Annotated in this window: 24 protein-coding genes; 12 read left to right on the forward strand and 12 right to left on the reverse strand. The window is 62.5% G+C overall.

Annotated features, from left to right (window positions below):
* Positions 1-18: 18 nt before the first annotated feature.
* The 9 genes from RPF88_RS09980 (at position 19) to RPF88_RS10020 (ending at position 9,929) form a co-directional block, all read left to right on the forward strand.
* Positions 19-396, forward strand: a complete 378-nt coding sequence (locus tag RPF88_RS09980) for a COG4315 family predicted lipoprotein (protein WP_024503571.1) — start codon at positions 19-21, stop codon at positions 394-396.
* Between the two features lie 359 nt (positions 397-755).
* Positions 756-3,392 carry a type I DNA topoisomerase gene (topA, locus tag RPF88_RS09985; RefSeq protein WP_013531916.1) on the forward strand — a complete coding sequence of 879 codons (2,637 nt, stop codon included), beginning with the start codon at positions 756-758 and terminating at the stop codon, positions 3,390-3,392.
* Positions 3,393-3,398: 6 nt separating this feature from the next.
* The gene (gene rnr, locus RPF88_RS09990) at positions 3,399-5,717 is read left to right on the forward strand and encodes a ribonuclease R (protein ID WP_337122286.1); all 2,319 of its coding nucleotides are present in this window, start codon (positions 3,399-3,401) and stop codon (positions 5,715-5,717) included.
* An 11-nt stretch (positions 5,718-5,728) separates the two neighbouring features.
* Positions 5,729-6,163, forward strand: coding sequence for a DUF983 domain-containing protein (locus RPF88_RS09995; RefSeq protein WP_442921296.1), 435 nt, complete (start codon positions 5,729-5,731; stop codon positions 6,161-6,163).
* An 86-nt stretch (positions 6,164-6,249) separates the two neighbouring features.
* On the forward strand, positions 6,250-6,990 hold the full coding sequence (locus tag RPF88_RS10000) for an NUDIX hydrolase (protein WP_027161472.1): 741 nt from the start codon (positions 6,250-6,252) through the stop codon (positions 6,988-6,990).
* A 76-nt stretch (positions 6,991-7,066) separates the two neighbouring features.
* The gene (locus tag RPF88_RS10005; protein WP_024503576.1) at positions 7,067-8,245 is read left to right on the forward strand and encodes an MFS transporter; all 1,179 of its coding nucleotides are present in this window, start codon (positions 7,067-7,069) and stop codon (positions 8,243-8,245) included.
* 111 nt (positions 8,246-8,356) lie between these two features.
* Positions 8,357-8,815 carry a hypothetical protein gene (locus RPF88_RS10010; protein WP_024503577.1) on the forward strand — a complete coding sequence of 153 codons (459 nt, stop codon included), beginning with the start codon at positions 8,357-8,359 and terminating at the stop codon, positions 8,813-8,815.
* A 153-nt stretch (positions 8,816-8,968) separates the two neighbouring features.
* Entirely contained in the window at positions 8,969-9,136 is a 168-nt protein-coding gene (gene rpmG, locus RPF88_RS10015) for a 50S ribosomal protein L33 (RefSeq protein WP_006201775.1), read from the forward strand.
* Positions 9,137-9,719: 583 nt separating this feature from the next.
* Entirely contained in the window at positions 9,720-9,929 is a 210-nt protein-coding gene (locus tag RPF88_RS10020) for a hypothetical protein (protein WP_013531922.1), read from the forward strand.
* Between the two features lie 316 nt (positions 9,930-10,245).
* Here the strand turns inward: RPF88_RS10020 and RPF88_RS10025 are convergent, their stop codons facing one another.
* The 9 genes from RPF88_RS10025 to RPF88_RS10065 all read right to left on the reverse strand — a co-directional run bounded on the left by RPF88_RS10025 (position 10,246) and on the right by RPF88_RS10065 (position 20,438).
* On the reverse strand, positions 10,246-11,313 hold the full coding sequence (locus RPF88_RS10025) for an ABC transporter ATP-binding protein (protein WP_337122290.1): 1,068 nt from the start codon (positions 11,311-11,313) through the stop codon (positions 10,246-10,248).
* A 4-nt stretch (positions 11,314-11,317) separates the two neighbouring features.
* Positions 11,318-12,166 (reverse strand): carbohydrate ABC transporter permease, encoded by an 849-nt coding sequence (locus RPF88_RS10030; RefSeq protein ID WP_337122292.1) that lies wholly within the window; start codon positions 12,164-12,166, stop codon positions 11,318-11,320.
* Positions 12,166-13,089, reverse strand: coding sequence for a carbohydrate ABC transporter permease (locus RPF88_RS10035; protein ID WP_337122293.1), 924 nt, complete (start codon positions 13,087-13,089; stop codon positions 12,166-12,168). The genes RPF88_RS10030 and RPF88_RS10035 overlap by 1 nt, the downstream gene beginning before the upstream one ends.
* 214 nt (positions 13,090-13,303) lie before the next feature.
* Entirely contained in the window at positions 13,304-14,581 is a 1,278-nt protein-coding gene (locus RPF88_RS10040; RefSeq protein WP_013531926.1) for an ABC transporter substrate-binding protein, read from the reverse strand.
* A gap of 29 nt (positions 14,582-14,610) precedes the next feature.
* A complete protein-coding gene (locus RPF88_RS10045) occupies positions 14,611-15,798 on the reverse strand; it encodes a PLP-dependent transferase (RefSeq protein ID WP_063167895.1) in 1,188 nt (395 codons plus the stop codon).
* Positions 15,795-16,529: a FadR/GntR family transcriptional regulator gene (locus tag RPF88_RS10050; protein WP_337122294.1), complete on the reverse strand. Its 735-nt coding sequence runs from the start codon at positions 16,527-16,529 to the stop codon at positions 15,795-15,797. The genes RPF88_RS10045 and RPF88_RS10050 overlap by 4 nt, the downstream gene beginning before the upstream one ends.
* Before the next feature lie 136 nt (positions 16,530-16,665).
* The gene (locus tag RPF88_RS10055; protein WP_337122295.1) at positions 16,666-18,138 is read right to left on the reverse strand and encodes an FAD-dependent monooxygenase; all 1,473 of its coding nucleotides are present in this window, start codon (positions 18,136-18,138) and stop codon (positions 16,666-16,668) included.
* Between the two features lie 521 nt (positions 18,139-18,659).
* A complete protein-coding gene (locus tag RPF88_RS10060) occupies positions 18,660-20,033 on the reverse strand; it encodes a PleD family two-component system response regulator (protein ID WP_024503582.1) in 1,374 nt (457 codons plus the stop codon).
* Positions 20,034-20,066: 33 nt separating this feature from the next.
* The gene (locus RPF88_RS10065; RefSeq protein ID WP_013531932.1) at positions 20,067-20,438 is read right to left on the reverse strand and encodes a response regulator; all 372 of its coding nucleotides are present in this window, start codon (positions 20,436-20,438) and stop codon (positions 20,067-20,069) included.
* 246 nt (positions 20,439-20,684) lie between these two features.
* On the opposite strand from RPF88_RS10065, the gene RPF88_RS10070 reads away from it, so the two are divergent.
* Both RPF88_RS10070 and RPF88_RS10075 read left to right on the forward strand, forming a co-directional pair.
* Positions 20,685-20,984 (forward strand): DUF3572 domain-containing protein, encoded by a 300-nt coding sequence (locus RPF88_RS10070; protein WP_024503583.1) that lies wholly within the window; start codon positions 20,685-20,687, stop codon positions 20,982-20,984.
* Positions 20,981-21,634: a hypothetical protein gene (locus tag RPF88_RS10075; RefSeq protein ID WP_337122297.1), complete on the forward strand. Its 654-nt coding sequence runs from the start codon at positions 20,981-20,983 to the stop codon at positions 21,632-21,634. The genes RPF88_RS10070 and RPF88_RS10075 overlap by 4 nt, the downstream gene beginning before the upstream one ends.
* Before the next feature lie 10 nt (positions 21,635-21,644).
* On the opposite strand, the gene RPF88_RS10080 is transcribed toward RPF88_RS10075, so the two are convergent.
* A complete protein-coding gene (locus tag RPF88_RS10080; RefSeq protein ID WP_337122298.1) occupies positions 21,645-23,177 on the reverse strand; it encodes a hypothetical protein in 1,533 nt (510 codons plus the stop codon).
* A 107-nt stretch (positions 23,178-23,284) separates the two neighbouring features.
* Positions 23,285-23,860: a GNAT family N-acetyltransferase gene (locus RPF88_RS10085; RefSeq protein ID WP_024503584.1), complete on the reverse strand. Its 576-nt coding sequence runs from the start codon at positions 23,858-23,860 to the stop codon at positions 23,285-23,287.
* 65 nt (positions 23,861-23,925) lie between these two features.
* Between RPF88_RS10085 and RPF88_RS10090 the strand changes: the two genes are divergently transcribed.
* Positions 23,926-25,254 (forward strand): DNA polymerase IV, encoded by a 1,329-nt coding sequence (locus RPF88_RS10090; protein WP_337122299.1) that lies wholly within the window; start codon positions 23,926-23,928, stop codon positions 25,252-25,254.
* On the opposite strand, the gene RPF88_RS10095 is transcribed toward RPF88_RS10090, so the two are convergent.
* Positions 25,251-25,757 carry a hypothetical protein gene (locus RPF88_RS10095; RefSeq protein ID WP_337122300.1) on the reverse strand — a complete coding sequence of 169 codons (507 nt, stop codon included), beginning with the start codon at positions 25,755-25,757 and terminating at the stop codon, positions 25,251-25,253. The two genes, RPF88_RS10090 and RPF88_RS10095, sit on opposite strands and share 4 nt — an antisense overlap.
* Positions 25,758-25,913: the final 156 nt, after the last annotated feature.

A 25,913-nucleotide genomic window follows, 5' to 3' on the forward strand; every position in this document is an offset into this window, starting at 1 on the left:
ATCAGTCAGGAGATTTCCATGAAAACCATAACCGCAGGACTGGCAGCGCTTCTGCTCAGCACCGCCGCATCCTTCGCTGCCGACGCGTGGAAGGAAGCCGAGGTCAATGGCGCCAAGATCTACACCGACGCCAATGGCATGACGCTTTACACCTATGACAAGGACGAGAAGGGCAAGAGCAACTGCTACGACAAATGCGCCACCAACTGGCCGCCGCTGAAAGCCGAAGCCGGCGCCAAGGCGGATGACGAGTGGAGCGTCGTCGACCGCACCGACGGCACCAAGATGTGGGCCTATGACGGCAAGCCGGTCTACACCTTCATAAAGGACAAGAAGCCCGGCGATGTGACCGGCGACGGCGTCGGGGAAGTCTGGCATATCGTCAAGGCCGACTAAGCACGCCAGTCCCGCTGCTGGCGGGACAAGGGCTGGTCGCCGGGCATCTCCATGCCATCCGGCGGCCGGCATCGAACAGCCCGTTATAATGTCGCCCGTCCTGGTTTGGGCAGCATTTCAACGACTCGGCGGAAAAATGAATCGGGTCGTTTCCGCTGACTCAGACCCACCATCTGCCTTTCCCAAATTCTGTGATTTTCTCCATACACTCTAAGAGTGTATTGCTGCGGACCGGCCCGCAATTTGGGCGCTTCCCCTTGACCGGATGCAAAAGCGCGGCCATGTGAGCGACAAATAGAACGAGATTTCGTCGCGCGCAGCGGAATTCTTCTGCCGCACCACAGCTGATATGAGACCTCATGGACGTCGTCGTCGTCGAATCGCCGGCCAAGGCGAAGACAATCAACAAATACCTCGGCAAGAACTACAAGGTTCTGGCCTCGTTCGGCCATATCAGGGACTTGCCGGCCAAGGATGGCTCGGTGCGTCCGGATGAGGATTTCGCCATGTCCTGGGCGGTCGACACCGCCTCCGGCAAGCGCCTCGCCGACATCGCCAAGGCGGTCAAGGACGCCGACGGCCTGATCCTCGCCACCGATCCGGATCGCGAAGGCGAAGCGATTTCCTGGCATGTGCTGGAAGTTCTGAAGCAGAAGCGCGCGCTGAAGGACAAGCCGGTCAGCCGCGTCGTCTTCAACGCCATCACCAAATCGTCGGTGCTGGAAGCGATGGCCAATCCGCGCCAGATCGATGCGCCGCTGGTTGATGCCTATCTCGCCCGCCGGGCGCTGGATTATCTCGTCGGCTTCACGCTGTCGCCGGTGCTGTGGCGCAAACTGCCGGGCGCCCGTTCGGCCGGACGCGTCCAGTCGGTTGCGCTGCGTCTCGTCTGCGACCGCGAATCCGAGATCGAGCGCTTCATCCGCGAGGAATACTGGCAGATCGCTGCACTGCTGGGCACGCCGCGCAACGAGAATTTCGAAGCGCGGCTGACCGCCTTCGATCGCAAGAAGTTGCAAAAGCTCGACATTTCAAACAAGGCGCAGGCCGACGACATCAAGTCGATGCTCGAAGGCGCAACCTTCAAGGCGGTGTCGGTGGAAGCCAAGCCGACCAAGCGCAATCCCGGCCCGCCCTTCACCACCTCGACGCTGCAGCAGGCCGCCTCGTCGGGTCTCGGCTTCTCGGCCAGCCGCACCATGCAGGTGGCGCAACGCCTCTATGAAGGCATGGAGATCGGCGGCGAGACCACCGGTCTGATCACCTATATGCGAACCGACGGCGTGCAGATGGCACCCGAGGCGATCGACGCCGCACGCGATGCCATTGCCAAGGAATTCGGTCCGAAATACCTGCCGGAAAAGCCGCGCCAATATACGGCCAAAGCCAAGAACGCCCAGGAAGCGCACGAAGCGATCCGCCCGACGGATTTCATGCGCACCCCGGCATCGGTCAGGCAATATCTCGATTCCGACCAGATGCGGCTTTATGAGCTGATCTGGAAGCGCGCCATCGCCAGCCAGATGCAGCCGGCCGAAATCGAGCGCACCACCGCCGAGATCGAGGCGGTCAATGGATCGCGCACCGCGGAGCTGCGTGCCATCGGTTCGGTCGTTCGGTTCGACGGTTTCATCGCCGCATACACCGACCAGAAGGACGACGATGCGGAAGACGAGGAAAATCGTCGCCTGCCCGAGATCCGTGCCGGCGAGCAGCTTGCCCGCCAGGCGATCAACGCCACCCAGCACACCACCGAGCCGCCGCCGCGTTACTCCGAAGCGTCGCTGATCAAGAAGCTGGAAGAGCTCGGCATCGGTCGGCCTTCTACCTATACGGCGATCCTGAAGACGCTCGAGGACCGCGACTATGTCACCATCGACAAGCGCCGGCTGGTGCCGCAGGCCAAGGGCCGGCTGCTGTCGGCTTTCCTCGAAAGCTTCTTCAAGCGCTATGTCGAGTACGACTTCACCGCGTCCCTCGAGGAAAAGCTCGACGAGATTTCCGACGGCAAGCTCGCCTGGAAGGACGTGCTGCGCGATTTCTGGAAGGATTTTTCCGGCGCCGTCGCCGACATCAAGGAACTGCGCGTCACCGACGTGCTGGATGCGCTCAATGAAGAGCTGGCGCCGCTGGTGTTCCCCGCGCGCGAGGACGGTTCGAACCCACGCATCTGTCCGAAATGCGGCACCGGCAATCTGTCGCTGAAGCTCGGCAAGTTCGGCGCCTTCGTCGGCTGCTCCAACTATCCCGAATGCTCCTTCACCCGCCAGCTCGGCGATGCCGCCAACCCCAATGGTGAGAATGGCGGCGGCGAAGACGGCACCAAGGTTATCGGCAAGGATCCCTATACGTCAGAGGAAATCACGCTGCGCAGCGGCCGCTTCGGCCCCTATCTGCAACGCGGCGACGGCAAGGAAGCCAAGCGCTCCAGCCTGCCCAAGGGCTGGACGGCAGAGTCGATCGACCACGAAAAGGCGCTGGCGCTGCTGTCGCTGCCGCGCGATGTCGGCCAGCATCCGGAAACGGCCAAGATGATCTCGGCCGGGCTCGGCCGTTACGGCCCGTTCGTGCTGCATGACGGCACCTATGCCAATCTCGAAAGCATCGAGGACGTGTTCTCGATCGGCCTCAACCGCGCCGTGTCGGTGATCGCCGAGAAGCAGCTGAAGGGCAAGGGTGGCCGCAATGGCGGCACGGCCGCTGCGCTCAAGGAGCTCGGCGACCACCCCGATGGCGGCGGCAAGATCGTCGTGCGCGACGGCAAATACGGGCCTTACGTGAATTTCGGCAAGGTCAATGCTACGCTGCCCAAGGGCAAGGATCCCCAGTCGGTGACGATGGAGGATGCGCTGGCGCTGATTGCCGAGAAGGAAGCCAAGGGCGGCGGCGGCAAAAAGCCGTTCCGCAAGGCGGCCGCGGCCAAAGCTCCGGCAACCAAGAAAGTTGCCGCCAAGAAGCCGGCTGCGAAGAAGCCGGCCGCGAAGAAAAAAGGGTAGGACAGCGTGGCGCGCAAGATCACCGGCAGAACCCACGGCGATCCGCGCACCGCCGACACCAGGGCCAAGGTCAAGGACGACTATCGGCCGTCGCGTGACGAAATCCTGCGCTACATTGCCGAAAATCCCGATCGCGCCGGCAAGCGCGACATCGCGAAGGCGTTCGCGCTGCGCGGCGACGACCGCATCTGGCTGAAGGACATTTTGCGCGACCTGCAGGACGAAGGCGTCCTCACCAAGGAGCGCAAGGGGTTGGCCCGCGTCGGCGCCCTGCCCCATGTCACGGTCCTCGATATTTTCGACCGCGATGCCGATGGCGTGCTCTTGGCGCGCCCAACCGAACACACAGCCAATGGGCCGCCGCCCATCGTTTCCATCCGCCTGTCGCGCAGTGGCAGTGGACCGGCGCCCGGCATTGGCGACCGCGTGCTGGCCAAGACCTTTCCCGCCGACGACACGAACGTCGCCCTGGGCGGCCCCGCCTACACCGGGCGGGTGGTGAAGATTTTCGAAAAACGTACCGATGCCGTGCTCGGTATCTTTCGCATCCTGCAGGACGGCACCTTCCGCATCGAACCGGTGGAACGGCGCCAGCCCGAACTGATCGTCGACAAGGAATTCCAGAACGGCGCCAAGAATGGCGACCTGGTCGAGGTCGAGCCGGCGCGAGCCTCCCGTTTCGGCTTGCCGAGAGCCAAGGTGCTCAACGTGCTGGGCTCTCTGACCAGCGAAAAGGCGGTCTCTATGATCGCCATCCATGCGCACGACATTCCGCATATCTTCCCGGCCGACGTCATCGCAGAATCCGAAGCGGTCAAGCCGGCGACGCTGGATCACCGCGAGGATTGGCGCGACCTGCCGCTGATCACCATCGATCCGGCCGACGCCAAGGACCATGACGACGCCGTCTTCGCCACGCCGGATCTCGACGAGAAGAACCCCGGCGGCGTGGTTGCCACCGTGGCGATCGCCGACGTCGCCGCCTATGTGCGCTATGGCACTGCACTCGACCGCGAAGCGCTGAAGCGCGGCAACTCGGTCTATTTCCCGGATCGTGTCGTGCCGATGCTGCCCGAGCGCATCTCCAACGATCTCTGCTCGCTGCGCGAGGGCCAGGACCGGCCGGCATTGGCAGTGCGCATGATCTTTTCGGCCGAGGGCCGCAAGCTCAGGCACACCTTCCATCGCGTCATGATGAAGTCGGCGGCAAAGCTCGCCTACCAACAGGCTCAGGCGGCGATCGACGGTGCGCCGGACGACAAGACAGGCCCGATCCTCGAAACCGTGCTGAAGCCACTGTGGGACGCCTATGCGATCCTGAAGCGCGGCCGCGATGGCCGCCAGCCGCTCGAACTCGATCTGCCGGAGCGCAAGATCGTACTCAAGCCGGACGGCACCGTCGACCGCGTCATCGTGCCGGAGCGGCTCGATGCCCACAAGCTCATCGAAGAATTCATGATCCAGGCCAATGTCGCCGCGGCCGAGACGCTGGAGGCGAAGAAGCAGGAGTTGGTCTATCGCGTCCACGACGCGCCGTCGCTCGCCAAGCAGGAATCGCTGCGCGAGTTCCTGCAGACATTGGGCCTGTCACTGGCGCGCGGCGCGCAGATGCAGCCAAGCCAGTTCAACGGCATTTTGGAGCGCGTGCGCGGCGCCGACAATGAAGGCCTTGTCAACGAAGTGGTGCTGCGCTCGCAGAGCCAGGCCGAATACTCGCCAAAGAACATCGGCCATTTCGGTCTCAACCTCCGCCGCTACGCCCATTTCACCTCGCCGATCCGCCGCTATGCCGATTTGATCGTCCATCGCGGACTTATTGCCGCACTCGGACTGGGTCCGGGTGGGCTGACGCAGGACGAAGCGGCACGGCTCGAAGATGTCGCGGTGCTGATCTCCGGCACGGAACGCCGCGCAATGGCGGCCGAGCGGGACACGGTCGACCGTCTGATCGCCGCCTATCTCGCCGAACGCGTCGATGACCGGTTCGATGCCCGCATCTCCGGCGTCACCAAATCAGGACTATTTGTCCAATTGCCGCAGTATGGCGCGGATGGTTTCATCCCGGTGTCAACTCTGGGCGGCGATTACTATATATACGATGAAACGGCTCGCTCCCTGTTCGGAGAACGCTCTGGCAAAGGCTACCAACTCGCGGACCGCGTCGAGGTTCGGCTTATCGAGGTGGCGCCGATGGCCGGCGCGATGCGCTTCGAGATGTTGACCGACCCAAAGCCTCTGCCGGGCTCCAAGCGGTCGTTTCACAAGGCCAAGGGCCGCGCCCGCGCGTCGCAATCGCGACCGGGTTCGCGCGGCAGGAGACGATGATGACAACAGCCATGGAAGAACAGGTTTTCGGCGGAGAACATCACTCGGGCCGGGCCGCACGCCCGCTGTGGACGGCGATGAAGCGCGGCCTGCTCGGCCGCTGCCCGCATTGCGGCGAAGGCAAGCTGTTTCGCGCTTTCACCAAGACCGTCGACACATGCAGCGTCTGCGGTGAGGAATTGCATCACCACCGGGCCGACGACCTCCCGGCCTACCTCGTCATCGTCATCGTCGGCCACATCGTGCTGGGCGCCTTCATGGGCGTTGAGGCGACGTCGACTTTGTCCATATGGCAGCACATCGCCATCTGGGTGCCGCTGACCATCCTTTTGTCGGTTGCGCTGCTGCAGCCGGTCAAGGGTGCCGTCATCGGGCTGCAATGGGCCTTCTATATGCACGGCTTCGGCGGCGAGCACGACGTGATCGAGCCGCATCCCGGATCCTAGGCCGCAGCCAAGAATGCTGCCTGGCGCAACATACCGACCGTGAAAGGCCACTTTCGCTTGCCAGAAGTTTCCGCTAGGTCCTGCGCATGGACGGTATGACCAAGGCGGAAGTCGACAGGATCGAGCGGAGCATGATCGCTCATAGCGACCGGCCAATTCGCCCGCGCGACGCGGCAACCCTCATCCTGCTCGACCGCAAGGACGACGACGTACTGGTTCTGATGGGTCGCCGCCATGCCGGCCACGCCTTCATGCCGGGCAAGTTCGTCTTTCCCGGCGGCCGCACCGATCCGGCCGATAGCCGCATACCGGTCGTCGCCGCCCTGCACCCGGAGCAGGAAGCCAAGCTGATCGCCGGGCCGGGGCGCACAAGCGCCGCACGAGCCCGCGCCATCGCCCTGTCGGCCATCCGAGAGACCTATGAGGAAGCCGGGCTGCTGATCGGCCGCAAGGGTGCTTTCGCAACCCCCAGATCCGACTGGCAAGGCTTTGCCGAACACGGCGTGCAACCCTCTCTCGACATGCTGCGCTTTGTCGCGCGCGCCATCACGCCGCCCAACCGGGTGCGCCGCTTCGACACCCGTTTCTTCAGCGCGTGGCGTGACGACGTCGCGGTCGAGCTGCCCGGTGGCGGTCCGACCAACGAACTGGAAGAGCTGGTCTGGCTGCCGCTTGCCAAGGCCAGGGAAGCCGACATACCCGACATCACCCGAATGATCCTGGACGAGTTGGAAAAGCGCCTCGCCCATGATCCGCTGTTGCGTCCAGGCGGTCCCGTGCCCTTCTACCGGCTGGTCCGCAGCCGCTTCATCCGCGAACTTCTCTAGAGCAATTCCAAGAAAAGTGTGACGCGGTTTTCCGTCCGAATTGCGTAAGATCAAACAGACAGAGTATTCAGCATCCATGACGGTCGATACCCAACCAAAGGGCGACGAGCGCGTACACTGGCTGCCGATGGTGGCGGCGATCTCGTCGATCAGCGTCGTCGGCATCGCCATCGGCCTCGGCATGCCGCTGCTCAGCGTCATCCTCGAAACACGCGGCCACTCGGCTTCGATGATCGGCCTCAACACCGCCGTCGCCGGCCTCGCCTCGATCGCCGGTGCGCCGCTGGCGACCCCGCTCGCCATGCGCTTCGGCGTTGCCTGGACCATGATCGCCATGATCGCCGCCGGCGCGCTGGCCTTTGTCGGCTTCCATTTCGCACCCGATTTCTGGATGTGGTTTCCACTGCGCATCGTGCTGCACATTGCGCTGACGGTGCTGTTCATCCTGTCTGAATTCTGGATCAGCACCTCGGCGCCGCCGCACCGGCGCGGCCTTGTCCTTGGCATCTACGCCACTGTCCTGTCGCTCGGCTTTGCCGCCGGACCGTGGCTGTTCGCTCATCTCGGCAGTTCCGGCTTCAGGCCGTTCGGCGTCATCATCGCGTTGGTGACGCTGGCGGCCATACCCGTGCTGGCAGCACGCAACGAGAGCCCGTCGATCGCCTCGGATGGCGAAACCAGCAATTTCCTGCGCTACATCTGGCTGGTGCCGTCGGCGACCGCTGCCGTGCTGGTGTTCGGCGCGGTGGAAACCGGCGGCTTTGCGCTGTTCCCGATCTACGGCAGCCGAATCGGCTATTCCGAGGCCGATGCGGCCCTTCTGCTGACCATGATCGGCCTCGGCAATGTGTTGTTGCAGATCCCGATCGGCATGATCAGCGACCGCGTCAGCGATCGCCGCTACCTGCTGATTGCCTGCGCGACGGTCGGTCTTATCGGCACCGTGTTCATGCCCTTCTTCGCCCAGAATTGGCATTTGATGGCCGCGCTTCTGTTCGTCTGGGGCGGCGTCGTCGCCGCCATGTACACGATCGGCCTTGCCCATCTCGGCTCGCAGCTTTCCGGCCATGAACTGGCGTCGGCCAATGCCGCCTTCGTGCTGTGCTACGGCGTCGGCATGGTGCTCGGCCCGCAGGCGATCGGCATCGGCATGGATGCGTTCGGCCCGTCCGGCTTCGGCTGGTCGCTCGGCCTGTTCTTCGCCGCCTATATCGCTTTGGTCGCCGTCAGGTTGGTTCGCAAGATCCTGCTGTAGCGCGACTGCGGCCTGCCATGCATTTGGCACGGCACGGTGACAGGCTGCTGACAGAACCGTGTCAGGAGCACAGGGCTAAAAAGGTGTCCCAAAACACTTGAGGACACTTCCATGATCGACAGCGGCTTTGAAACCACATCGCTACGAATGACACTGCTTCTGCTCGTGACCTTCCAGGCTCCGGCCGCCGACGTCGACCGCATCATGGATGCCGTGGTGGCGATCGCGCCGCTGGCCATGGGCAAATATGACCGCAATGCCTATCAGTCGGCGCACGGCATCGAACGCTACAGGCCGCTTGACGGTGCGGCCGCCGGCGCCGAAACCGAATTGCGGCGGCGCCCCGGCACGGTCGAGGTTTCCTTCGAACTGCCGGACGACCAGGCGCTGGCCGCCCGCGTCGTCGAGGCGATTTTCCAGGCGCACTCCTACCAGGAACCGGTGATCCGCATTCAGCCGATTCTCGCCAGCCGTTCCAAGGGGCTGGACGACCGCGCCAATCCGAATCGCTGGTGGAACACGACCGGAGACTGGAAGAAGGTTGCGGCATCGGCGACGGAAACCGCATGATTTCCGCTCCCGAGCCGGCTCTGGCGGGTCGCACAAGGCCTACCGGGCTTGACTTTCCGGGCGCGTTCTTTATGTGTCGCGCCAAGTTTCCCGCGTCCGGGTGTTTCCCCGTGCTCCAGCGGCCAAAACCCCACGAACAAACGGACTGATATCATGGCCAAAGCCGCAAACATCAAGATCAAGCTTCTGTCGACCGCCGACACCGGTTTCTTCTACGTGACCAGCAAGAACAGCCGCACCAAGACCGACAAGCTGTCGTTCCGCAAGTACGACCCGGTCGCCAAGAAGCACGTCGAGTTCAAGGAAACCAAGATCAAGTAATCCGGGTTTCCCGCCGCAATGCCGAAACGCCGCCCAATGGGCGGCGTTTTTCGTTTGTAACAGTTGATTTCGTTGCATCCGAGCAGAGACTCCAGCCAAAGGATTGACCCTTAGCCATGGTTGCGGCACCCTTGGCCGTGGGTTGGGTGTCACGAATAAGGCGCCTATGGATGTCGAAGAAGTTGAAAGCTGCAATCATTGCAGCCCTTGTCGCTCTGGCTGCTGGCTTTGCCGTCAGCAACGGGCTGATAAGCCAGCAGACGGCCGATGAGATCAAGGCCAGGACTGACCAGGTTCTGACTGAGGAAGAGGCCGCACCGCCGGCACCTCAGCCTGACAGCCCCGCCACGCCTTCCACGGAACCCGCACCGCAGGCTCCGACACCTCCCGCCGCGGCACCCCCGCAAGGATCACAACAGGGTCAATGAAGAAGCCTCGCCAGGATGGGCTCCTCTCGTGCGATCGCGCCATCTGAGTGTATCGTTTTAATACAATCGCCAATTGGTAGACTTGCACCACGGATAGGTAGTTAGTTTCAGCGTCAGGCAAAAAGGGGGGAAATGCCTCGCACTGGGAGAAAACGATGTCCGTACAAAAAGGCGACTTTCGAACCAACAGAGCCGACTACGTGATTGCCGCGATGCATGGCGGAGTGACCGCCGAAGACAGCGTTCGAGACGAGAACCTGGCAAGGAGAAAGAAGTCCCTGTGGCTGAAGGAGCGGCGATCGGCCAAATCGGCTGAAAACCCGTTGGACAGCTCGCCGCTGTCCAAAAGAAGCCCTCGCGGTTAGCGGTCTACAATCGCCTTCCGCGATCACACCATATCCGCACACAACCCACTCGCCCATATTGCAGGTGCCACCGTCGGTGTTGACTAACTCCGACGGTGGCCTAGTTCGCGGCGAAATGACCTCCGTTCTTTTGAGAAGACGGCGGGACTAAGGTCTTGCGCCCTAGACGCAAAGGTCCGAGCGATCCTGTTAGGTTCCGGAAATGTCTCTTGGACGTTCCGCTATTTTATCCAATTGAAATGTAGCGTTACCGTGTATGTCCCGCCCGATAGCGGCGCCTGATCCGGCTGCCCGCATCCGACCCGGCTGCGTCCCCTCAGCCGATGCGCTCGCCGCTTTTCGCATCGAACAGATGCAGCTGGCCCGGTTCGGCCGCCAACCGCACCACGTCGCCGGACTTGACGCCGGCACGGCCCATGGCAAAGACGCACAGCTGCTGGCTGGCTAGCTTGACGTAGAACTGCGTCGAAAGGCCGAGCGGCTCGACCACACCCACCTCGCCCTTCAACGCACCGTCGTCCGCCAGCTTGATATGCTCGGGCCGCAAACCGACGGTGATGGCGTCACCGTGGGTCAGTGGCAAGTCTTCCGGCAGCCGCAGCGCCTGGCCGTCGGCCAGTACGGCCTCCAACGTAGCGCCCTTACGAACCGTCGCCGGCAGAAAATTCATGCCGGGTGAACCAATGAAACCCGCAACGAACATGTTGGCCGGCCGGTCGTAGAGATCGAGCGGCGCGCCGACCTGCTGGATCAGCCCGTCATGCATGACGACGATCCGGTCGGCCATGGTCATCGCCTCGATCTGGTCGTGCGTGACATAGACCGATGTCGTCTTCAGTTGCTGGTGCAGCGCCTTGATCTCGGCGCGCATATGGACGCGCAGCTTGGCGTCGAGGTTCGACAGCGGCTCGTCGAACAGGAAGACCTTGGGGTCGCGCACGATCGCCCGGCCCATGGCGACGCGCTGGCGCTGGCCGCCGGACAATTGCCGCGGCAGGCGCTGCAGGAAGGTGTCGAGCCCGAGCCGCTTGGCGGCGCCGTCCACCCTGGAGTCGATCGTCGCCTTCTCCGCCTTCTTCAGGAGCAGGCTGAAGCCCATGTTCTTCGACACGTCCATATGCGGATAAAGCGCGTAGGACTGGAACACCATGGCGATGTCGCGGTCCTTGGGTGCTACGTCATTGACCAGCCGCTCGCCAATGCGGATCTCGCCGCCGGAAGCCTCCTCCAGCCCGGCGATCATGCGCAAAAGCGTGGACTTGCCGCAGCCCGACGGCCCAACCAGGACGACGAACTCGCCATCGGCGATTTCAAGGTCGACCGCGTGCAGGACGCGGACGGCGCCATAGTCCTTGCGGACCTTCTCGAGCGTAACAGAGGCCATCGATCTATCCTTTGACGGCGCCGGCGGTCAGGCCGGTGACGAGATAGCGTTGCAGGAAGGCGAAGAAGATGCAGACCGGGATCAACGCCAGGATGGATGCCGCCATCATTTGTCCCCAGTCGACGGCGAACTTGCCGATGAAGGTGAGCAAGCCGACGGCGAAGGTCTTCTGGTCGTCGCTGGAAATCAGCATCAGCGCGAACAGAAGCTCGCTCCAGGCGGCGGTGAAGACGAAGCCGAGCGTCGCGCCCATGCCCGGCAGCGTCAGCGGCACGATCACCTTGCGCATCGCCTGCGCACGCGTGCAGCCGTCGATCATCGCCGCTTCCTCCAGATCCTTGGGGATGCCGTCGAAAAAGGACTGCATGAGGAAGGTGGCAAAAGCCGTGTTGAAGGCGGTGTAGATGATGATCAGCCCGGTCAGGCTGTTGATCAGTCCGAGCTGACCCATCACGCGGTAGATCGGCGGAATGACCATCACCAGCGGAAAGGTCTGGGTCAAAAGCAACATCAGCGCCAGTGCTGCCTTGCCGCGAAAGGTGAAGCGCGACATGGCATAGCCGGCAAGCGTGGCGATGATTGTCACCAGTGCCGCCGTCGATACCGAGACGATGACGCTGTTGAGGAAATAGCGCGGGAAATCGGTGGCCTCGAGCACGGTGACGAAGTTCTGCAGCGTCATGTGCGACGGCCAGAAGGTGATGCCTTCGGAATAAAGCAGCCGCTCCGGCGTGACCGAGATCTTCAGCGTCCAGTAGATCGGGAACAAGGCAAAGAGCACGTAAGCCGCGATTGCCGCGTAGAGGCCGATGCCGCCGAAGAAGCGCTGCGAGGCTGTGCGTCCTGCGATCATCAGACGTGCCTCACCAGAGTGCGGCGGATACCGATCAGCGCAATCGCATAGGCAATGAGCAGGACCAATAGCAGCACGGCCACCGCCGAGGCATAGCCTTTGTCCAGCGATTTGAAGGCGCTGACATAGATGTAGACCGGCACCGTGTTGGTCGAGCCGGCCGGTCCGCCTTCGGTCATGACGAAGATCAGGTCGGCGAAGGTGGCGATCCAGATGGTGCGCAACATCACGGTGATGGCGATGGTCGGCGCCAGGAACGGCAGCGTCACCTTGGTGAAGCGCTGCCAGGGCGAGGCTCCATCGATGGCCGCAGCCTCATGCAGTTCCGACGGGATCGACTTCAGCGCCGCCAAGAGCGTGATGGCGAAGAAAGGAATGCCGAACCAGATATTGGCGACGATCGGCCCCCACATGGCGGTTGACGGATCGGACAGCACATTGGTCGGCTCGGCCTTCAGACCCGATGCAAACAGCCAGTGCGGCAGCGGGCCGATGATCGGATTGAACAGCCAGGCCCAGGTCAGGCCCGACAGGAAGGACGGCACCGCCCAGGGCAGGAACACCAGGGCTTGTACAGCCTTGCGGCCGCGAAACGGCTTGTCGAGCAGAAGCGCCAGGCCAAGGCCGAGGAAGAACTGGAAGAAAAGGCTGGCGACCGTCCACCACAACGTGTTGACCAGCGCCTGGCCCAGCACCTGATCCGACAGCATCGCCTGATACTGGCCGAGCCCGACATATTCGGACTTGAAGGCGGAGAACTTGCGGAAGGAGTAGCTGATGCCGATGACCAGCGGCACCAGAAGCACCACGACCAGCAGGATGATCGCCGGGCTGAGATAGAGCCATGGCTCGATAGCGGCATGGGATAGCCGCTTGCGACGCGGCTTGCCGACGGATCGTATTTCGGACACGGCGTAGGTCATTGGCTCGGGGGCGCTCCTGGAACGGCGTCGGGGCTGATGACAAGCGTCCTTCTCCCCGTTTCACGCGGAGAAGATGCCGGTCCACCCTCCGCAGCTGCTGCGGAAGACGGGCAGGCAGATGAGGGGCAGCGCGAACCTATCGAGGCATAGCGCCGCCCCTCATCCGTCACTTCGTGACACCTTCTCCCCGCAAACGGGGAGAAGGGAAGAAAAACTACTTCTTGTTCTTCGCCAGCCAGTCCTGCTGTTCCTTGGTCAGGAAGGCAGCCCACTGGTCGGCGACGTCCTTGGCCGTCTTCTGGCCAAGCAGCACTTCCTGAAAATTCTTGATCGCCACCTGGTCGACGAAATTGCCGAGGTTCTCCAGATGCGTCGGCGGGGTGACCATTTCATATTTGGAGCTGTCGCTGAGCTCCGTGAACCAGCCCTTGAACTGCTCGGTCTTGAAATGGGGATCCTGGTCGGCACCGTTGTGGATCGGGACGACGCCGACTTCCTTGGCCCATTCCAGATTGTCCTTCGGCGACAAAAGGGTCGCCATCAGCTTCCAGGCGTCGTCCTTGTGCTGCGAGTTGGCGAACATGGCCCAACCGGCATAGCCGAGCGTCGGATAGGATTTGCCGCTCGGCCCGACCGGCAATGGCGCCACCGCGAAATCGTCGGCGCTCATCTTGTCGGCGATGCCGAGCAGCGCGTCCGGATCCTGGTTGAGCATGGCGCAGGTGCCGGAATAGAAGCCGGTGACCGTTTCGTTGAAACCCCAGCTCACCGCATCCTTCGGCGCCAGTCCGTCCTTGTACATGTCGGCCAGCATCTGCAGGCCCTTGACCGAGCCCTCCTCGTTGATCGTCGAAGTGCCGTCCTCGTTGAAGTAACCGCCCTTGCCGGCGGCGATGTTCATGAACATGTGCATGCCATTGAAGGCGCCCGGCCCGCCGCGCAGGCAGTAGCCGTACTTGCCCGGGAGCGCGGAAATCTTCTTGGAATCGGCGACGAAATCTTCAAGCGTCGCCGGCGGGCCATCGAGGCCGGCCTCCTTGAACAGTTTCTTGTTCCAGAACAGCGCGTTCACATAGTAGCCGTAGGGGATCATGAACTGGGTGTTGTTGACGGTCGAGCCGAACTGTTTCGCGCGGTCGCCAAGCGTCTTGGCGTCATCCCATTTGGCCATATACGGGCCGAGATCCTCGAGCTGGGCATTGTTGGCATAGAGGCCCATCCAGCGCTCCGGCATCTCGACCACGTCGGGCGTATCGCCGGCCTGCACCATGGTCAGGAATTTCTCGAACGCCTGCCCCCAGGGCAGCGAGATCAGCTCGACCTTGATGCCTGGATTGGCCGTTTCGAACTCGGCGATCTGCTTCTTCAGGAATTCGGTGCGTGGCGGGCTGGTGATGACTTCGACCATTTTCAGGGTCGAATCGGCCACAGCATTTCCGGCGGAAATCGCCAGTCCCGCAACGGTGGCAAGCATGACGGTCAGTTTTTTCATGTTCAAGACTCCCATTTTGAACCCGCTTGTTATTTTCTGGCTTTTTCGAAGGCTTGGGCGACATCCGCCCACAGGTCTTCGACACTCTCCAATCCGACATTGAAGCGGATGGTTCGGGGGCTGACGCCGAAGCGCGCCATCGAATTCAGGCCCGGCGTCTGCTCCAGCGACGCCTTGGCCGGCACGACCAGGCTTTCATGCCCGCCCCAACTGACGCCGATGCGGAAATATTTCAGCGCGTCGACGAAGACGGGGATGTCAATCTCGTCCGTAACCTCGAAGGAGAACAGCCCGGCATAGCCGGCCAGCGTCGCCTTGCCCGGGTGGTTCGAATAGACGGGATGGTTGACCCGCTCGACAGCGGCATGCGCCTTCAGCCGTTCGGCGATGGTCAGGCCGCTCTTCATGTGGTGCGGCAGGCGCAGCGGCAGCGTGCGGAGGCCGCGCAGCAAAAGCCACGCCTCGAACGGTGACAGCTTGCCGCCGAGATAGGAATAGGTCTGCTCGTTGATGTGCTTGATGTGGGCAGCCGAACCCGCCACTACGCCCGCGACCGTATCGCTGTGGCCGCCAAGGTATTTCGAGGCCGAATGCAGCACCAGGTCGACGCCATGCGTGATCGGCTTCTGGAACACCGGCGTCGCCCAGGAATTGTCGATCGTGGTGACGATGCCCTGTTCCTTGGCCAACCGTGTCAGATGCGCGATGTCCTGCAGCTCGAACATCATCGAGGTCGGGCTTTCCAGATAAAGCAGCTTGGCGCCGGGAAGTGCCGCCGCGACCGCATCCGGGTCGGAGCCGTCGACATAGTCGACCTTGATGTTGAGGCGCGGCAATAGCCGCTCGAACAAACGGTAGGCATCGCCATAGCAATTGCGCACCGCCACGATGCGCTCGCCCGCACCGACGAACGCAAGCACTGTGGCGCTGATCGCCGCCATGCCACTGGAAAAGCCGCGCGCGGCTTCTGCGCCCTCGAGCGCTGCCACGCGCGCCTCGAACTCCATCACCGTGGGATTGTCGCCGCGCGAGTAGATCGGCTGCCTTCGTTTGCCGGCAAAGGTATCGGCCATCTCGGCATAGTTGGCGAAGGTGAACAGCGAGGTCTGATAGATCGGCGGCACCACCGCACCGCCGGGGAACGGTTCGTCATGCGCCAAAAGCGTCGCCGCTTCGGTGAGATAGTCGTAATCGAAACCTGATGGATGCTCGTTCATGTCTGGCTCGAGAGTTTGAGTTTGGCCGCGCCGCGCTTGAGGTCGTCCTCGACGGTGGCGATCAGCTTGAGCGCCTCGGCGCGAGCGCCCTGCGGATCGCGGGCAGCAATGCGTTCGTAGATGGTCCGGTGGTAGGGAAAGCTGGCGTGGCCGAAGTCACGCACGCCGAGCGGATGCTCCCAGAAGCGGTGAAACAGCTCATGCATGGCGGCGATGATCTGCTCGAACAGCGGATTGCCCGAGACCCGGTAGATCGCCTGGTGGAACTCCCAATCCTCTTCCGACGACATGCCCTCGCGCGTGCGGAACGCCTGTTCCATGATGTCGAGCTTGCGTGCGATCTCGGCAATATCGGCTTGGCTGGCGCGTTCGGCGCAAAGGGCTGCTGCCTCCGCCTCCAGCGCGCGGCGGATCTCCAGCGTCTGCATCAGGCTGGTGAAATCATTGCCGCCGGCCAGTGTCAGCGGCATGTGCAGCATATCAGGCGAAACAGCCGCCTTGAGATAGGTGCCGCTGCCTTGCCGGCGTTCGACGAGGCCGAGCCCTTCCCAGCGTGTCAGAGCCTCGCGCACGGTGTTGCGGCTGACCTTCAGCCGCTCGGCGAGAATGCGTTCGGTTGGGAGTCTGTCGCCCAGCTGCAGGGCTTCGGCGCGAACAAATCCCACCAACGCCTTCAACACGGCGTCGTCGCGCGCCATGATTTGAATGGGTGGCAGGCTGTTCTGGTCCACATTTCCTCCGAGTGGTCCAATGGTCCAACCAATTCTGCACAGTTGAAAACTCCTGTCAACCAACTGTCAGGAGCACTGTCGGAGGAAGCGACGCAATATTCTCAAGGCGGTCGCGCGATCGCTTCGATCGCGTCTGCTAACCTGCGGCAGCAGGCGGCCCGAACCAGGTGGTCAGCGCGTCCACAAGGCCCCGTTGGGTTCCCGCCCCGGCCCAAGCCACATAACCATCGGGCCGGATCAAGACCGCGTCGGGCGCAACGACACTCCCGAGAGCCGGCAGGTCCCAGATACCGGCGTAACCGGCGTCGATTTGCCGAACCCGTTCTGCCCAGGGCGCGATGTCCAGGCTGCCGGGCTCACCGAGGTTGAGCAGCACGGGCCGCGCGTCGTGCAGCAATGTGAAGACCCGCAACGGTCCGCCGGCGGTGGTCAGATCGAGATCGGGCATTCGCCGCCCAAGCAGCGGGTGCCCCTCGCCGAGGTCGTAGTGGACACACAGGCCGGACATCTCGGCTGCGATCTTTTTGCGGGGTTCATCCATGCCGAGCAACTCGGCAACGGTGTCGGCCAAGGCCTTGCTGCGGTCATCCGTGCGGCGAAGCGCGACCTGCGCCATCGTGTTACGCAACACGCGGGCGGCAACCGGATGGCGCTCGGCATGATAGCTGTCGAGAAGGCTTTCCGGCGATATCCCCTTGATGACCTGGGCAAGCTTCCATCCAAGGTTCACCGCATCCTGCACGCCGATGTTGAGGCCCTGTCCACCCATCGGCGGATGGACGTGGGCGGCATCGCCGGCCAGGAGCACGCGTCTGTCGCGATATGCGGCAGCCTGGCGCGTCATGTCGGTGAAGCGGGAGAGCCAGGTCGGGCTGTGGACCCCGAAATCGGCGCCATAGATGGCAGCCAGCGCCTCGCTGAGCTCGCGTAGCGTCGGTTCGCCGCGCGCCTCCAGACGGGGCTCCGTCAGCACGACGCCAACCTTCTTGCCGTCCTCGATCTTACCCAGGGCATGAATTCCGGAGGCGTTGCTGCGGAAGCCCCATGGCGGTTCTTCCGACATTTCGACCTCGGCAATCATCCAGCTCATCGTCGGATCCCATCCGGCAAACTCGATACCGGCCGCCTTGCGAATGGTGCTGCGGCCTCCGTCGCAGCCGACCAGATATGCGGCCCTCAGGCGGTGACCGGTGGACAGTTCGACGTTGACGCCGCTGTCGTCCTGGATAAACCCCGCAACCTCGTGTTCACGATAGATCGGCACCTTCAACTCGCCGACCCAGTCGGCCAGGATGCGCTCGATGTGGTTCTGCCGCAACGCCAACAGGTAATTGTGCCGGGTTGGGAAATCGCTGATGTCCAGGCGGATCATGTGAAAACCTACGGCCGGGCTCACTTGGCCCTGCGAGAGGAACCGATCGGCAATTCCGCGCTGGTCGAGCACCTCGATGGTGCGTGCATGGAGGCCGCCTGCGCGCAGGCCGGCAAGTTTCTGATCCGGCCGCCTTTCGACAATGGCAACGTCGACGCCTGCTAACGCCAGTTCGCCCGCCAGCATCAATCCCGTCGGACCACCCCCGGCGATCACCACCGCATGATCTGAAACCATTATCATCACTCCCGTTTTCCGCACCTTGGTTCGGGTCGGTTTTACGGGAGGAGCCGGGTCTTGCCGCAAGCCCCTTGTGCGCCATATGTATGAAATGGAAGGGAACGGTATTGTTCCCCCTGTTGGTTGCCGCGGAACAAGCGCTCGGGGCAGTTTCCCGTAACGATATCCAGATTTTCAGGCGCAAAAACCCAGAGTCTTCCGTGCTTTGGCACGGAGCTCTGATGTTCATTGGAAAGAAGGGGGCCGGTCGGCGTTTGGCAGCGGTACGAGGAGGCCACTATGTGCCAGCGCCGGCCGGCCGACCCCACGGACCCAGGAGATGCGGCGGACCTGAGCATCATGGGGTATTCCCAGGGACCGGAGCCGGCGGTCTATCCTCGTGCCGGCTTCGTCTTGGCCTGCACAGTCGCGCAAGAGCTTATGAAAATCAACAGTTTCTTAACCAAGGCTCGCGAATCGCTTGGATTAAGGTAAACGGGTAACCCTGTCGGGTTGACTGGATAATCGGGGCTGGATCACTACGCCGCCTTGGCGACGACCCGATTGCGGCCGCCGCTTTTGGCTTCGTAGAGCGCGAGATCGGCACGCTTCATGAGCGCCGCCACCGTGTCCACGCCCTTCAGCACCGACGATACACCGACGCTGACCGTGACTTCGATCGCCTTGCCGTCCTGGCCGATGGCGAAAGCCGCCTGGGCGATTTCGGCGCGAATGCGCTCGGCCACCTTCTCGGCCACCGCGCCCTCGGTATCCGGCATCACCACGACGAATTCCTCGCCGCCAAAGCGGCAGGCAAGGTCGATACCCCTGACATTCTTGCGCAGCCGCCGTGCGAATTCCCGCAGCACCTCGTCGCCGCCATCATGACCGTGCGCGTCGTTGATCGCCTTGAAGCGATCGAGGTCGGTGATCATCACCGACAGCGGCCGGCGCCGTGCCACGGCGCGATCGAACAGCGTCTGCAGATGGCTGTCCAGATAGCGGCGATTGTGCAGCCCGGTCAGACCGTCGGTCACCGCCATTTCGATTGTCTGGGTGACGCTGGCCCGTAGCTGGTCGTTGTAGCGCTTACGGCGCACCTGCGTGCGCAGCCGTGCCGTCAGTTCCTGCTGGTCGATCGGCCGCATGAGATAGTCGTTGATGCCAAGTTCCAGGCCGCGAATGATACGTTCCTCCTCGCCCTCCTCCGCCAGCAGGATAATCGGCACGAAGCGGGTGCGATCGAGCGAGCGCAACTGCGAACAGAGCCTCAGCGGATCGAAATCGGCGAACGCGGTCGAGATCATCACGCATTCATAGGATGTCTCGGCGGCCTGGAAGAAACCGGCATGCGGATCATGTGTGACGTCGAGGTCGGCCCGGTCGCGCAGCATCTTCTGGATGCGCTCGACGGATGTTTTGCGCTCGTCGATCAAAAGCACTTTCGGCGTCGTGTCCTCGGATGCGAAATTGCGGCTGAGCAACTCCTCGATGCCGATATTGCGCGTCGTCGAGGCGCGCAGCCGCAACTCGTCGGTCAGCGACTTCAGCCGAACCAGGCTCTTGACGCGCGTCATCAGCTGCAGGTCGTTGACCGGCTTGGTCAGGAAGTCGTCGGCGCCAGCCTCAAGCCCGCGGACGCGGTCGGAAACCTGGTCCAGTGCGGTGATCATCACCACCGGAATGTGCGATGTCGCCGGATCGCTCTTCAGCCGCCGACAGACCTCGAAGCCGTCCATATCAGGCATCATCACATCGAGCAGCACGACATCGACCTTGCCGTTCTCGCAGGTCTCGATCGCATCCGGCCCGTTGGTGGCGGTCAACACTTCGAAATATTCGGCCAGCAGCCGCACTTCCAGCAGCCGCACATTGGCAGGGATATCGTCGACGACGAGGATCCGCGCAGTCATTTCATAACGCTCCGACTCGGCTGAAGGGGCACATCACGCATCGCCCAGATAGGATTTGATGGTTTCGATGAAACGCGGCACCGAAATCGGCTTCGAGATGTAAGCCTCGCAGCCACCCTGGCGGATACGTTCCTCGTCGCCTTTCATGGCGAAGGCGGTCACGGCAATGACGGGGATGACGTGCAGTTCGTCGTCCTCCTTCAGCCATTTGGTCACTTCAAGCCCCGACACCTCAGGCAACTGGATATCCATCAAGATGAGATCCGGCCGGTGCTGGCGTGCCAGATCGAGCGCTTCCAGACCGTTGCGGGTGCGCACGGTCTCGTAACCGCTTGCCTCGATGAGGTCCCGAAAGAGCTTCATGTTGAGCTCATTGTCCTCGACGATCATAACCTTCTTCGGCATCGATATCCCGTCCCGGCCGCCCTTCCGCTTCGAAGGCGACCGTCATGCGCCCATGTCTGAACGCACCAAACCCTGCTTCACTTTACGGCAATATGATTGACGAAACGGAAATCCGCGGCTGGAAAACAGCGCGAATTCTACCTCGTCGCCTGCGCGTCCAAAGGGCGCGCCACGCTCTAATGGCTTGCCGCAAGCAACTCTTGCCATTACTGCGGGAGAGACTCATTCCACACACCGAAGGTAGTGATGGCAAACGCAGCGTCAATGCGCGAAGAAGCGGAATCGATTGCCGTGAAGGCCCTGGGCTTTGTCGCCTCCGATCCGGAGCTTTTGCCGCGCTTTCTGGCTATCACCGGCATAGAGGTCCATTCGATCCGCAAAGCCGCCAGTGAGCCAGGTTTCCTGGCTGGTGTCCTGCAATTCATCCTCGCCCACGAGCCGACGCTGATGCGCTTTGCCGAGGAAACCGGCACCCCGCCGGCTGCTGTCGGCAAGGCCCTGCGGTCGCTGCCGCTGGGCGATGACAACCACGAGCATTCCATATGAGCGATGATCCAGAAACAGCGCGCCAGATCGAAGAACTGGCACCCGACAACCGGCCGTTGCTGGTGCTCGATGTCGACGATGTCGTGCTCGAATTCATCCGCCCGTTTCCGAATTTCCTCAAGACGCGTGGCTATGGCCTGACGCTGGCCTCGTTCCGGCTGACCGGCAACATCGCAGAGACGGCCAGCGGCCGCCTGATCGAACAGCCCGAAGTCACGGCACTGCTGGGCGATTTCTTTGACACGCAAGCCGATTGGCAAAACATTACGGACGGCGCGGCAGAGGCCCTGGCAGGGCTTGGCGACCGCGCGGAAATCATCTTGCTGACGGCCATGCCGCACAAACACCGTGCCGTGCGTCGTGTCCATCTCGACGCGCTTGGACTGAGCTACCCGCTTCTGACCACTGAAATGGCCAAAGGACCGGCAGTGGCCAAGCTTCGCGGCAAGGCCGGCCGACCGGTGGTCTTCGTCGACGATCAGCCGCACAATCTGGCGTCGGTGCGGGAATCGGTCGCCGACGCCGAACTGTTCCACCTGATGGCCGACAATTCGCTGCGCGCATTCCTGCCCCCGGTGACGGACGATGTGGTCGTCGTCCAGGACTGGCACGAAGCCGCGCCGAAGATCGCAAGCGCGCTGGGGCTCTAAACTCCAGCCTTCAGGGGTTCAGTTTCGCACCTGCGCCGCCGCTGTCGTCCCCGCTGTCATCGTCGCCGTCACCATCGTCCACGCTGTCGTCCACGGCCGGATCGGCAGGCTTCAGCATGACGCCATTGACGGTGACCGAACCGTCGGCCTTGGCGTTGACGATCCATTCCAGCCGGCCATCGGGCAGCGTCTTGCCAAAGCCCTTCGCCATGAGAGCGACTGGCACGTATTGGGCCACCTCCGGTTCCGACTTTGCCGCTTCCTGCAGGCCTTCGACAAGCTTGTCGAAGCCGGCGACATCGACGGTCACGCTACCTTCGGGCTTTTCGCCTGGGAATGTCGTCTCGCCTTCCAGGGCGATCTCCGTATCCTTGTTCTTCACGGTGCTGTGGCCAAGCACGACCTTCGGCGTCTTGGCCATGAAGTCGGCCTTAAGCTGCTCGCCGAATTCGGCAGACAGCGGCGGATTCTTATTGAGATCAAAGGCTTCGATCGCCTTCTTCGCCATGCTGTCGAGATCGATATTGGCGCCGCCAAAGTTCAAATCGACATCGGTGGGCAACAACCCCACGCTCCAGCTCGGGAGAAGCTGGGTCGGCACGGTCAGTCCCGATGCCTTGATGCCGTAGGTGATCGTGCCATTTTGGGCGACGCCGTCGGAGCCGAACACGGTGCTGAGCTGGGTGGCGCCGAAATTGCCGACCGGGCTTTCCACCGCGAAATCCTTGAAACCATAGGTCCCGTCGATACGCTGCCAAAGCGGTAAGGCGGCGAACAAAAGCGATTTGAGCTGCGCCTGGTTAGCCTTCAGCGTCGCCTCGTCCTCGTTGGCCACAGCAAATGCCAGGAGATCGAGCAATGGCTTGGTCCGCACGCCCTTGCCGCTGGCTTCGACCGATAGTTCCGGCGACCTGACGGTGACCGGGAATTTCAGCCCGCTCTCGGGGTCATCGAAATTGATCGCTTCGACAAAACTCGACACCTTCTGCGAGGTTGTGAAATCGACGCCCCCGGTCGCCGACTTGGTCGCGGCAACGGTCGCGATGCCAGCGCCGGCGCTGGCCTCCATGTGCTGCTTGGCATCCTTCGACGTCATCGTCATGCCGGCCATCGAACTGGTGCCGCTGGTGAAGGCCGCCAGATTTGGATCGTAGACGCCCGAGCCCTTTCCGTCCTTGATCGAAAACTGAGTGCTTTGCAGGCCTTCGGGTCCGTTGAACTCGAAGGAGGCGCTCTGGGAGAAATCCATCGAGACATCCCAGGATCCGTCGCTGCGCGGCTTGACCATCAGGGCGTAGGGCGCGAAGTCGAACTTCAGCAGTTTCTGGTCCGGAAATGATGCGGCAAGTGCCTTGAAATCGAACAGGATCTTGTAGGCACCACCTTCCAGCGAAACCTTCAAAATGCCTTTGTCGATGGCCTGCTTGCCGACATAGCGGGACAAGTCGTCGGACAATTGCTTCGCACCCTGACTGTCGACGGTCTGACTGAGAGCAGGGGCACTCAACGCAAGAAGGAACACGAATGGCAAGGCACGGTTCACGCGAATTCTCCGTTTGACCGAGAAGAAAGGCTTTGTCCGTCTGGTATGAAATTACCGCTGCAACCGCAAGGTGAGATCGACAACGGCACCCGGGCAGGCAATCTCGATCAAAGCACCAGCCGCATCAGCGGCCGACCGGCCTTGCGTTCCAACAGCCTCTCGAAACCAGCCTTCTCGAAGACCCGCGACGAGCCGACGAACAGGCCGATCGAACGCGAATCGCGAGACAGATCTATCGGACAAGCCTCGAGCAGCCGGGCTCCATTCTGGCGGGCGAAATCGATGCCGCCTTCGACGAGGCGATGCGTGATGCCCCTGCCGCGCGCCTTGCCGCGGATGAAGAAGCAGGAGATCGCCCAGACGGCCGGATCCGTGGCGTCGGCAGGATCGACCGGTGCCGACCCCCTGCCCTGGTTGTTCCACTCGGGCACGTCGGCGCGCGGTCCGATCTGCATCCAGCCAACCGCCTGACCGTCCTCGAATGCCAGCAGGCCCGGCGGCGGGCCGGCCTCGATGCGTGCCTTAATGTGGTCCTTGTTGCGTTCCCGGCTGCTCTCGCGGCGCATCGCCGGCGCCAGCCGGAAATGCGTGCACCAGCAACCGTAGCAGGCACCTTGCTTGCCGAAGAGGTCCTCGAATTCAGCCCAAAGCTCGGGCGCAAGCGGCGCTATGGTCGTGCTCATGCGTTCTCCCCAGGCCAGCCTTGTCGCTGGCCTTGCACTGTCGTACCATTGCTTCTGTTCTCTTTATGTTCGCAGCGATGGCGGCCTCTGTCAACAATCCCGATCACGGTTTTTGCCGCGACTGCCTGATGCTTCAGCGCAGCCAGACGCGCCGCTGCGAGCGCTGCGGCAGCCCCCGGCTTGCGCGTCATCCCGAGCTTTACCGGCTGCATCTGGCCCATATCGATTGCGACGCCTTCTATGCGGCAATCGAAAAGCGCGACAATCCGGCGCTCAAGGACAAGCCGCTGATCATCGGCGGCGGCAAGCGCGGCGTGGTCTCCACCGCATGCTACATCGCCCGCATCCAGGGCGTGCGCTCGGCCATGCCGATGTTCAAGGCGCTCGAAGCCTGCCCGGAGGCGGTGGTCATCAGCCCCAACATGGAAAAATACGTCCGCGTCGGCCGCGAGGTGCGCGCCATGATGCAGGCGCTGACGCCGCTGGTCGAGCCGCTGTCGATCGACGAGGCGTTTCTCGACCTCGCCGGCACCGAACGGCTGCACGGCCTGCCACCCGCTGTGGTGCTGGCGCGCTTTGCGCTGGCGGTCGAGAAGGAGATCGGCATCACCGTTTCGGCCGGCCTGTCCTACTGCAAGTTCCTCGCCAAGATAGCGTCGGACTTCCGTAAACCGCGCGGCTTCTCGGTCATCGGCGAAGCCGAGGCGGTCGGCTTTCTGGCGGCGCAGCCGGTGACCATGATCTGGGGTGTCGGCAAGGCGTTCAACGCAACGCTGGAGCGTGACGGCATCCGCACCATCGGCCAGCTGCAGCAGATGGATCGCGGCGACCTCATGCGCCGCTATGGCACGATGGGCGACCGGCTCTACCACCTTTCGCGCGGCGAGGACGTCCGCCGCGTCGATCCCGATCAGGACGCCAAGAGCGTATCGGCCGAAACCACCTTCGACACCGACATCGCGTCGCTGGAGGAACTGATCGCGGTTCTCAGGGGTCTTTCGGAAAAGGTTTCGGCACGGCTGAAAAAGTCAGGCATTGCCGGGCGCACCGTGGTGCTGAAACTGAAGAGCCAGGATTTCAAGCTGCGCACGCGCAATCGCCAGCTCGGCGACCCGACCCGGCTCGCCGACCGCATCTTTCAGACTGGGGTGGAGCTTCTGCGCAAGGAAACCGACGGCACGAAGTATCGGCTGCTCGGCATCGGCGTCAGCGACCTCTCGGACGACGACAAGGCCGACCCGCCCGATCTGGTCGACATCCAGTCGCGCAAGCGCGCCATGGCCGAAGGCGCCATCGATGCCTTGCGCGACAAGTTCGGCCGCAAGGCGGTGGAAACCGGCTACACATTCGGCAAGGGCCGCGATGCCCATCCGCCGGAGCCGCTCGAGGACTAGGTGCGCTGCAAGTCTATCCTGCTCGTCACCACGCTCTTGCCGGTTTTCGGGTCGGTGTCGATGACGGTCAGCCGCATGCCGTTCTCGCCGCGTTTCTCGACCTTCATCTGCGCCCTTCGGTCGCCATTGACCTCCTTGGCCCAGCGAATGCCCAGGTTGATCGCATTGCCCGAACGGCTGCCGTTGAGTTGCGCCGGTCCCGTGCGAGAGCCGACATAGGTGCCGCTGTATTTGGCACCTGTAACTTTCAGATTGGCGCTGATGGCCCGCGACACCACAATGAGACCGCGGCAATTTCCATCCAGCGATAGCGTGGTTGAGGTCGCATTCGACTTGAAGCTGCACGATACGGTGACGTTCGGAGCATCCGTGGTTACCTGGACAGTGCCCTTGCCGGCGAAATTGCCCTTGAACGACTGGAGAAATTGGGTCTCGTCGGCATGTGCTGCGCCTGCCGCAACCAATAGACCGCCGGTAAGCGCGAATTGCGCGAAGGATCTCATCGAAGCTCTCCTTGTCGTTTTCGAAAAAAGGCGGGGCGGTCCACGAGCACGGCTGACCATCGGGACTCAACGCCACCTACCGTTTCAGGTTCCGCCCGCCACATGACTGTTTTACAACATCGAGCCAGTCGCGACTGGCCCAGAAGAATGCCTTGG

Origin of the sequence: Mesorhizobium sp. ISC11, assembly GCF_037162595.1 — a bacterium.
Taxonomy (GTDB): Bacteria; Pseudomonadota; Alphaproteobacteria; order Rhizobiales; family Rhizobiaceae; genus Mesorhizobium; species Mesorhizobium ciceri.

Coding starts and splice junctions, on each gene's coding strand:
- RPF88_RS10040 (WP_013531926.1), bottom strand. CDS start 14,581: ATGAAAAAACTGACCGTCATGCTTGCCACCGTTGCGGGACTGGCGATT.
- RPF88_RS10060 (WP_024503582.1), bottom strand. CDS start 20,033: ATGACTGCGCGGATCCTCGTCGTCGACGATATCCCTGCCAATGTGCGG.
- RPF88_RS10030 (WP_337122292.1), bottom strand. CDS start 12,166: ATGATCGCAGGACGCACAGCCTCGCAGCGCTTCTTCGGCGGCATCGGC.
- RPF88_RS10070 (WP_024503583.1), top strand. CDS start 20,685: ATGGCAAACGCAGCGTCAATGCGCGAAGAAGCGGAATCGATTGCCGTG.
- RPF88_RS09995 (WP_442921296.1), top strand. CDS start 5,729: ATGGAAGAACAGGTTTTCGGCGGAGAACATCACTCGGGCCGGGCCGCA.
- RPF88_RS10090 (WP_337122299.1), top strand. CDS start 23,926: ATGTTCGCAGCGATGGCGGCCTCTGTCAACAATCCCGATCACGGTTTT.
- RPF88_RS10000 (WP_027161472.1), top strand. CDS start 6,250: ATGGACGGTATGACCAAGGCGGAAGTCGACAGGATCGAGCGGAGCATG.
- RPF88_RS10095 (WP_337122300.1), bottom strand. CDS start 25,757: ATGAGATCCTTCGCGCAATTCGCGCTTACCGGCGGTCTATTGGTTGCG.
- RPF88_RS10065 (WP_013531932.1), bottom strand. CDS start 20,438: ATGCCGAAGAAGGTTATGATCGTCGAGGACAATGAGCTCAACATGAAG.
- RPF88_RS10035 (WP_337122293.1), bottom strand. CDS start 13,089: ATGACCTACGCCGTGTCCGAAATACGATCCGTCGGCAAGCCGCGTCGC.
- RPF88_RS10005 (WP_024503576.1), top strand. CDS start 7,067: ATGACGGTCGATACCCAACCAAAGGGCGACGAGCGCGTACACTGGCTG.
- RPF88_RS09980 (WP_024503571.1), top strand. CDS start 19: ATGAAAACCATAACCGCAGGACTGGCAGCGCTTCTGCTCAGCACCGCC.
- RPF88_RS10055 (WP_337122295.1), bottom strand. CDS start 18,138: ATGGTTTCAGATCATGCGGTGGTGATCGCCGGGGGTGGTCCGACGGGA.
- RPF88_RS10085 (WP_024503584.1), bottom strand. CDS start 23,860: ATGAGCACGACCATAGCGCCGCTTGCGCCCGAGCTTTGGGCTGAATTC.
- RPF88_RS10010 (WP_024503577.1), top strand. CDS start 8,357: ATGATCGACAGCGGCTTTGAAACCACATCGCTACGAATGACACTGCTT.
- RPF88_RS10075 (WP_337122297.1), top strand. CDS start 20,981: ATGAGCGATGATCCAGAAACAGCGCGCCAGATCGAAGAACTGGCACCC.
- RPF88_RS10020 (WP_013531922.1), top strand. CDS start 9,720: ATGTCCGTACAAAAAGGCGACTTTCGAACCAACAGAGCCGACTACGTG.
- RPF88_RS10025 (WP_337122290.1), bottom strand. CDS start 11,313: ATGGCCTCTGTTACGCTCGAGAAGGTCCGCAAGGACTATGGCGCCGTC.
- RPF88_RS10045 (WP_063167895.1), bottom strand. CDS start 15,798: ATGAACGAGCATCCATCAGGTTTCGATTACGACTATCTCACCGAAGCG.
- rpmG (WP_006201775.1), top strand. CDS start 8,969: ATGGCCAAAGCCGCAAACATCAAGATCAAGCTTCTGTCGACCGCCGAC.
- topA (WP_013531916.1), top strand. CDS start 756: ATGGACGTCGTCGTCGTCGAATCGCCGGCCAAGGCGAAGACAATCAAC.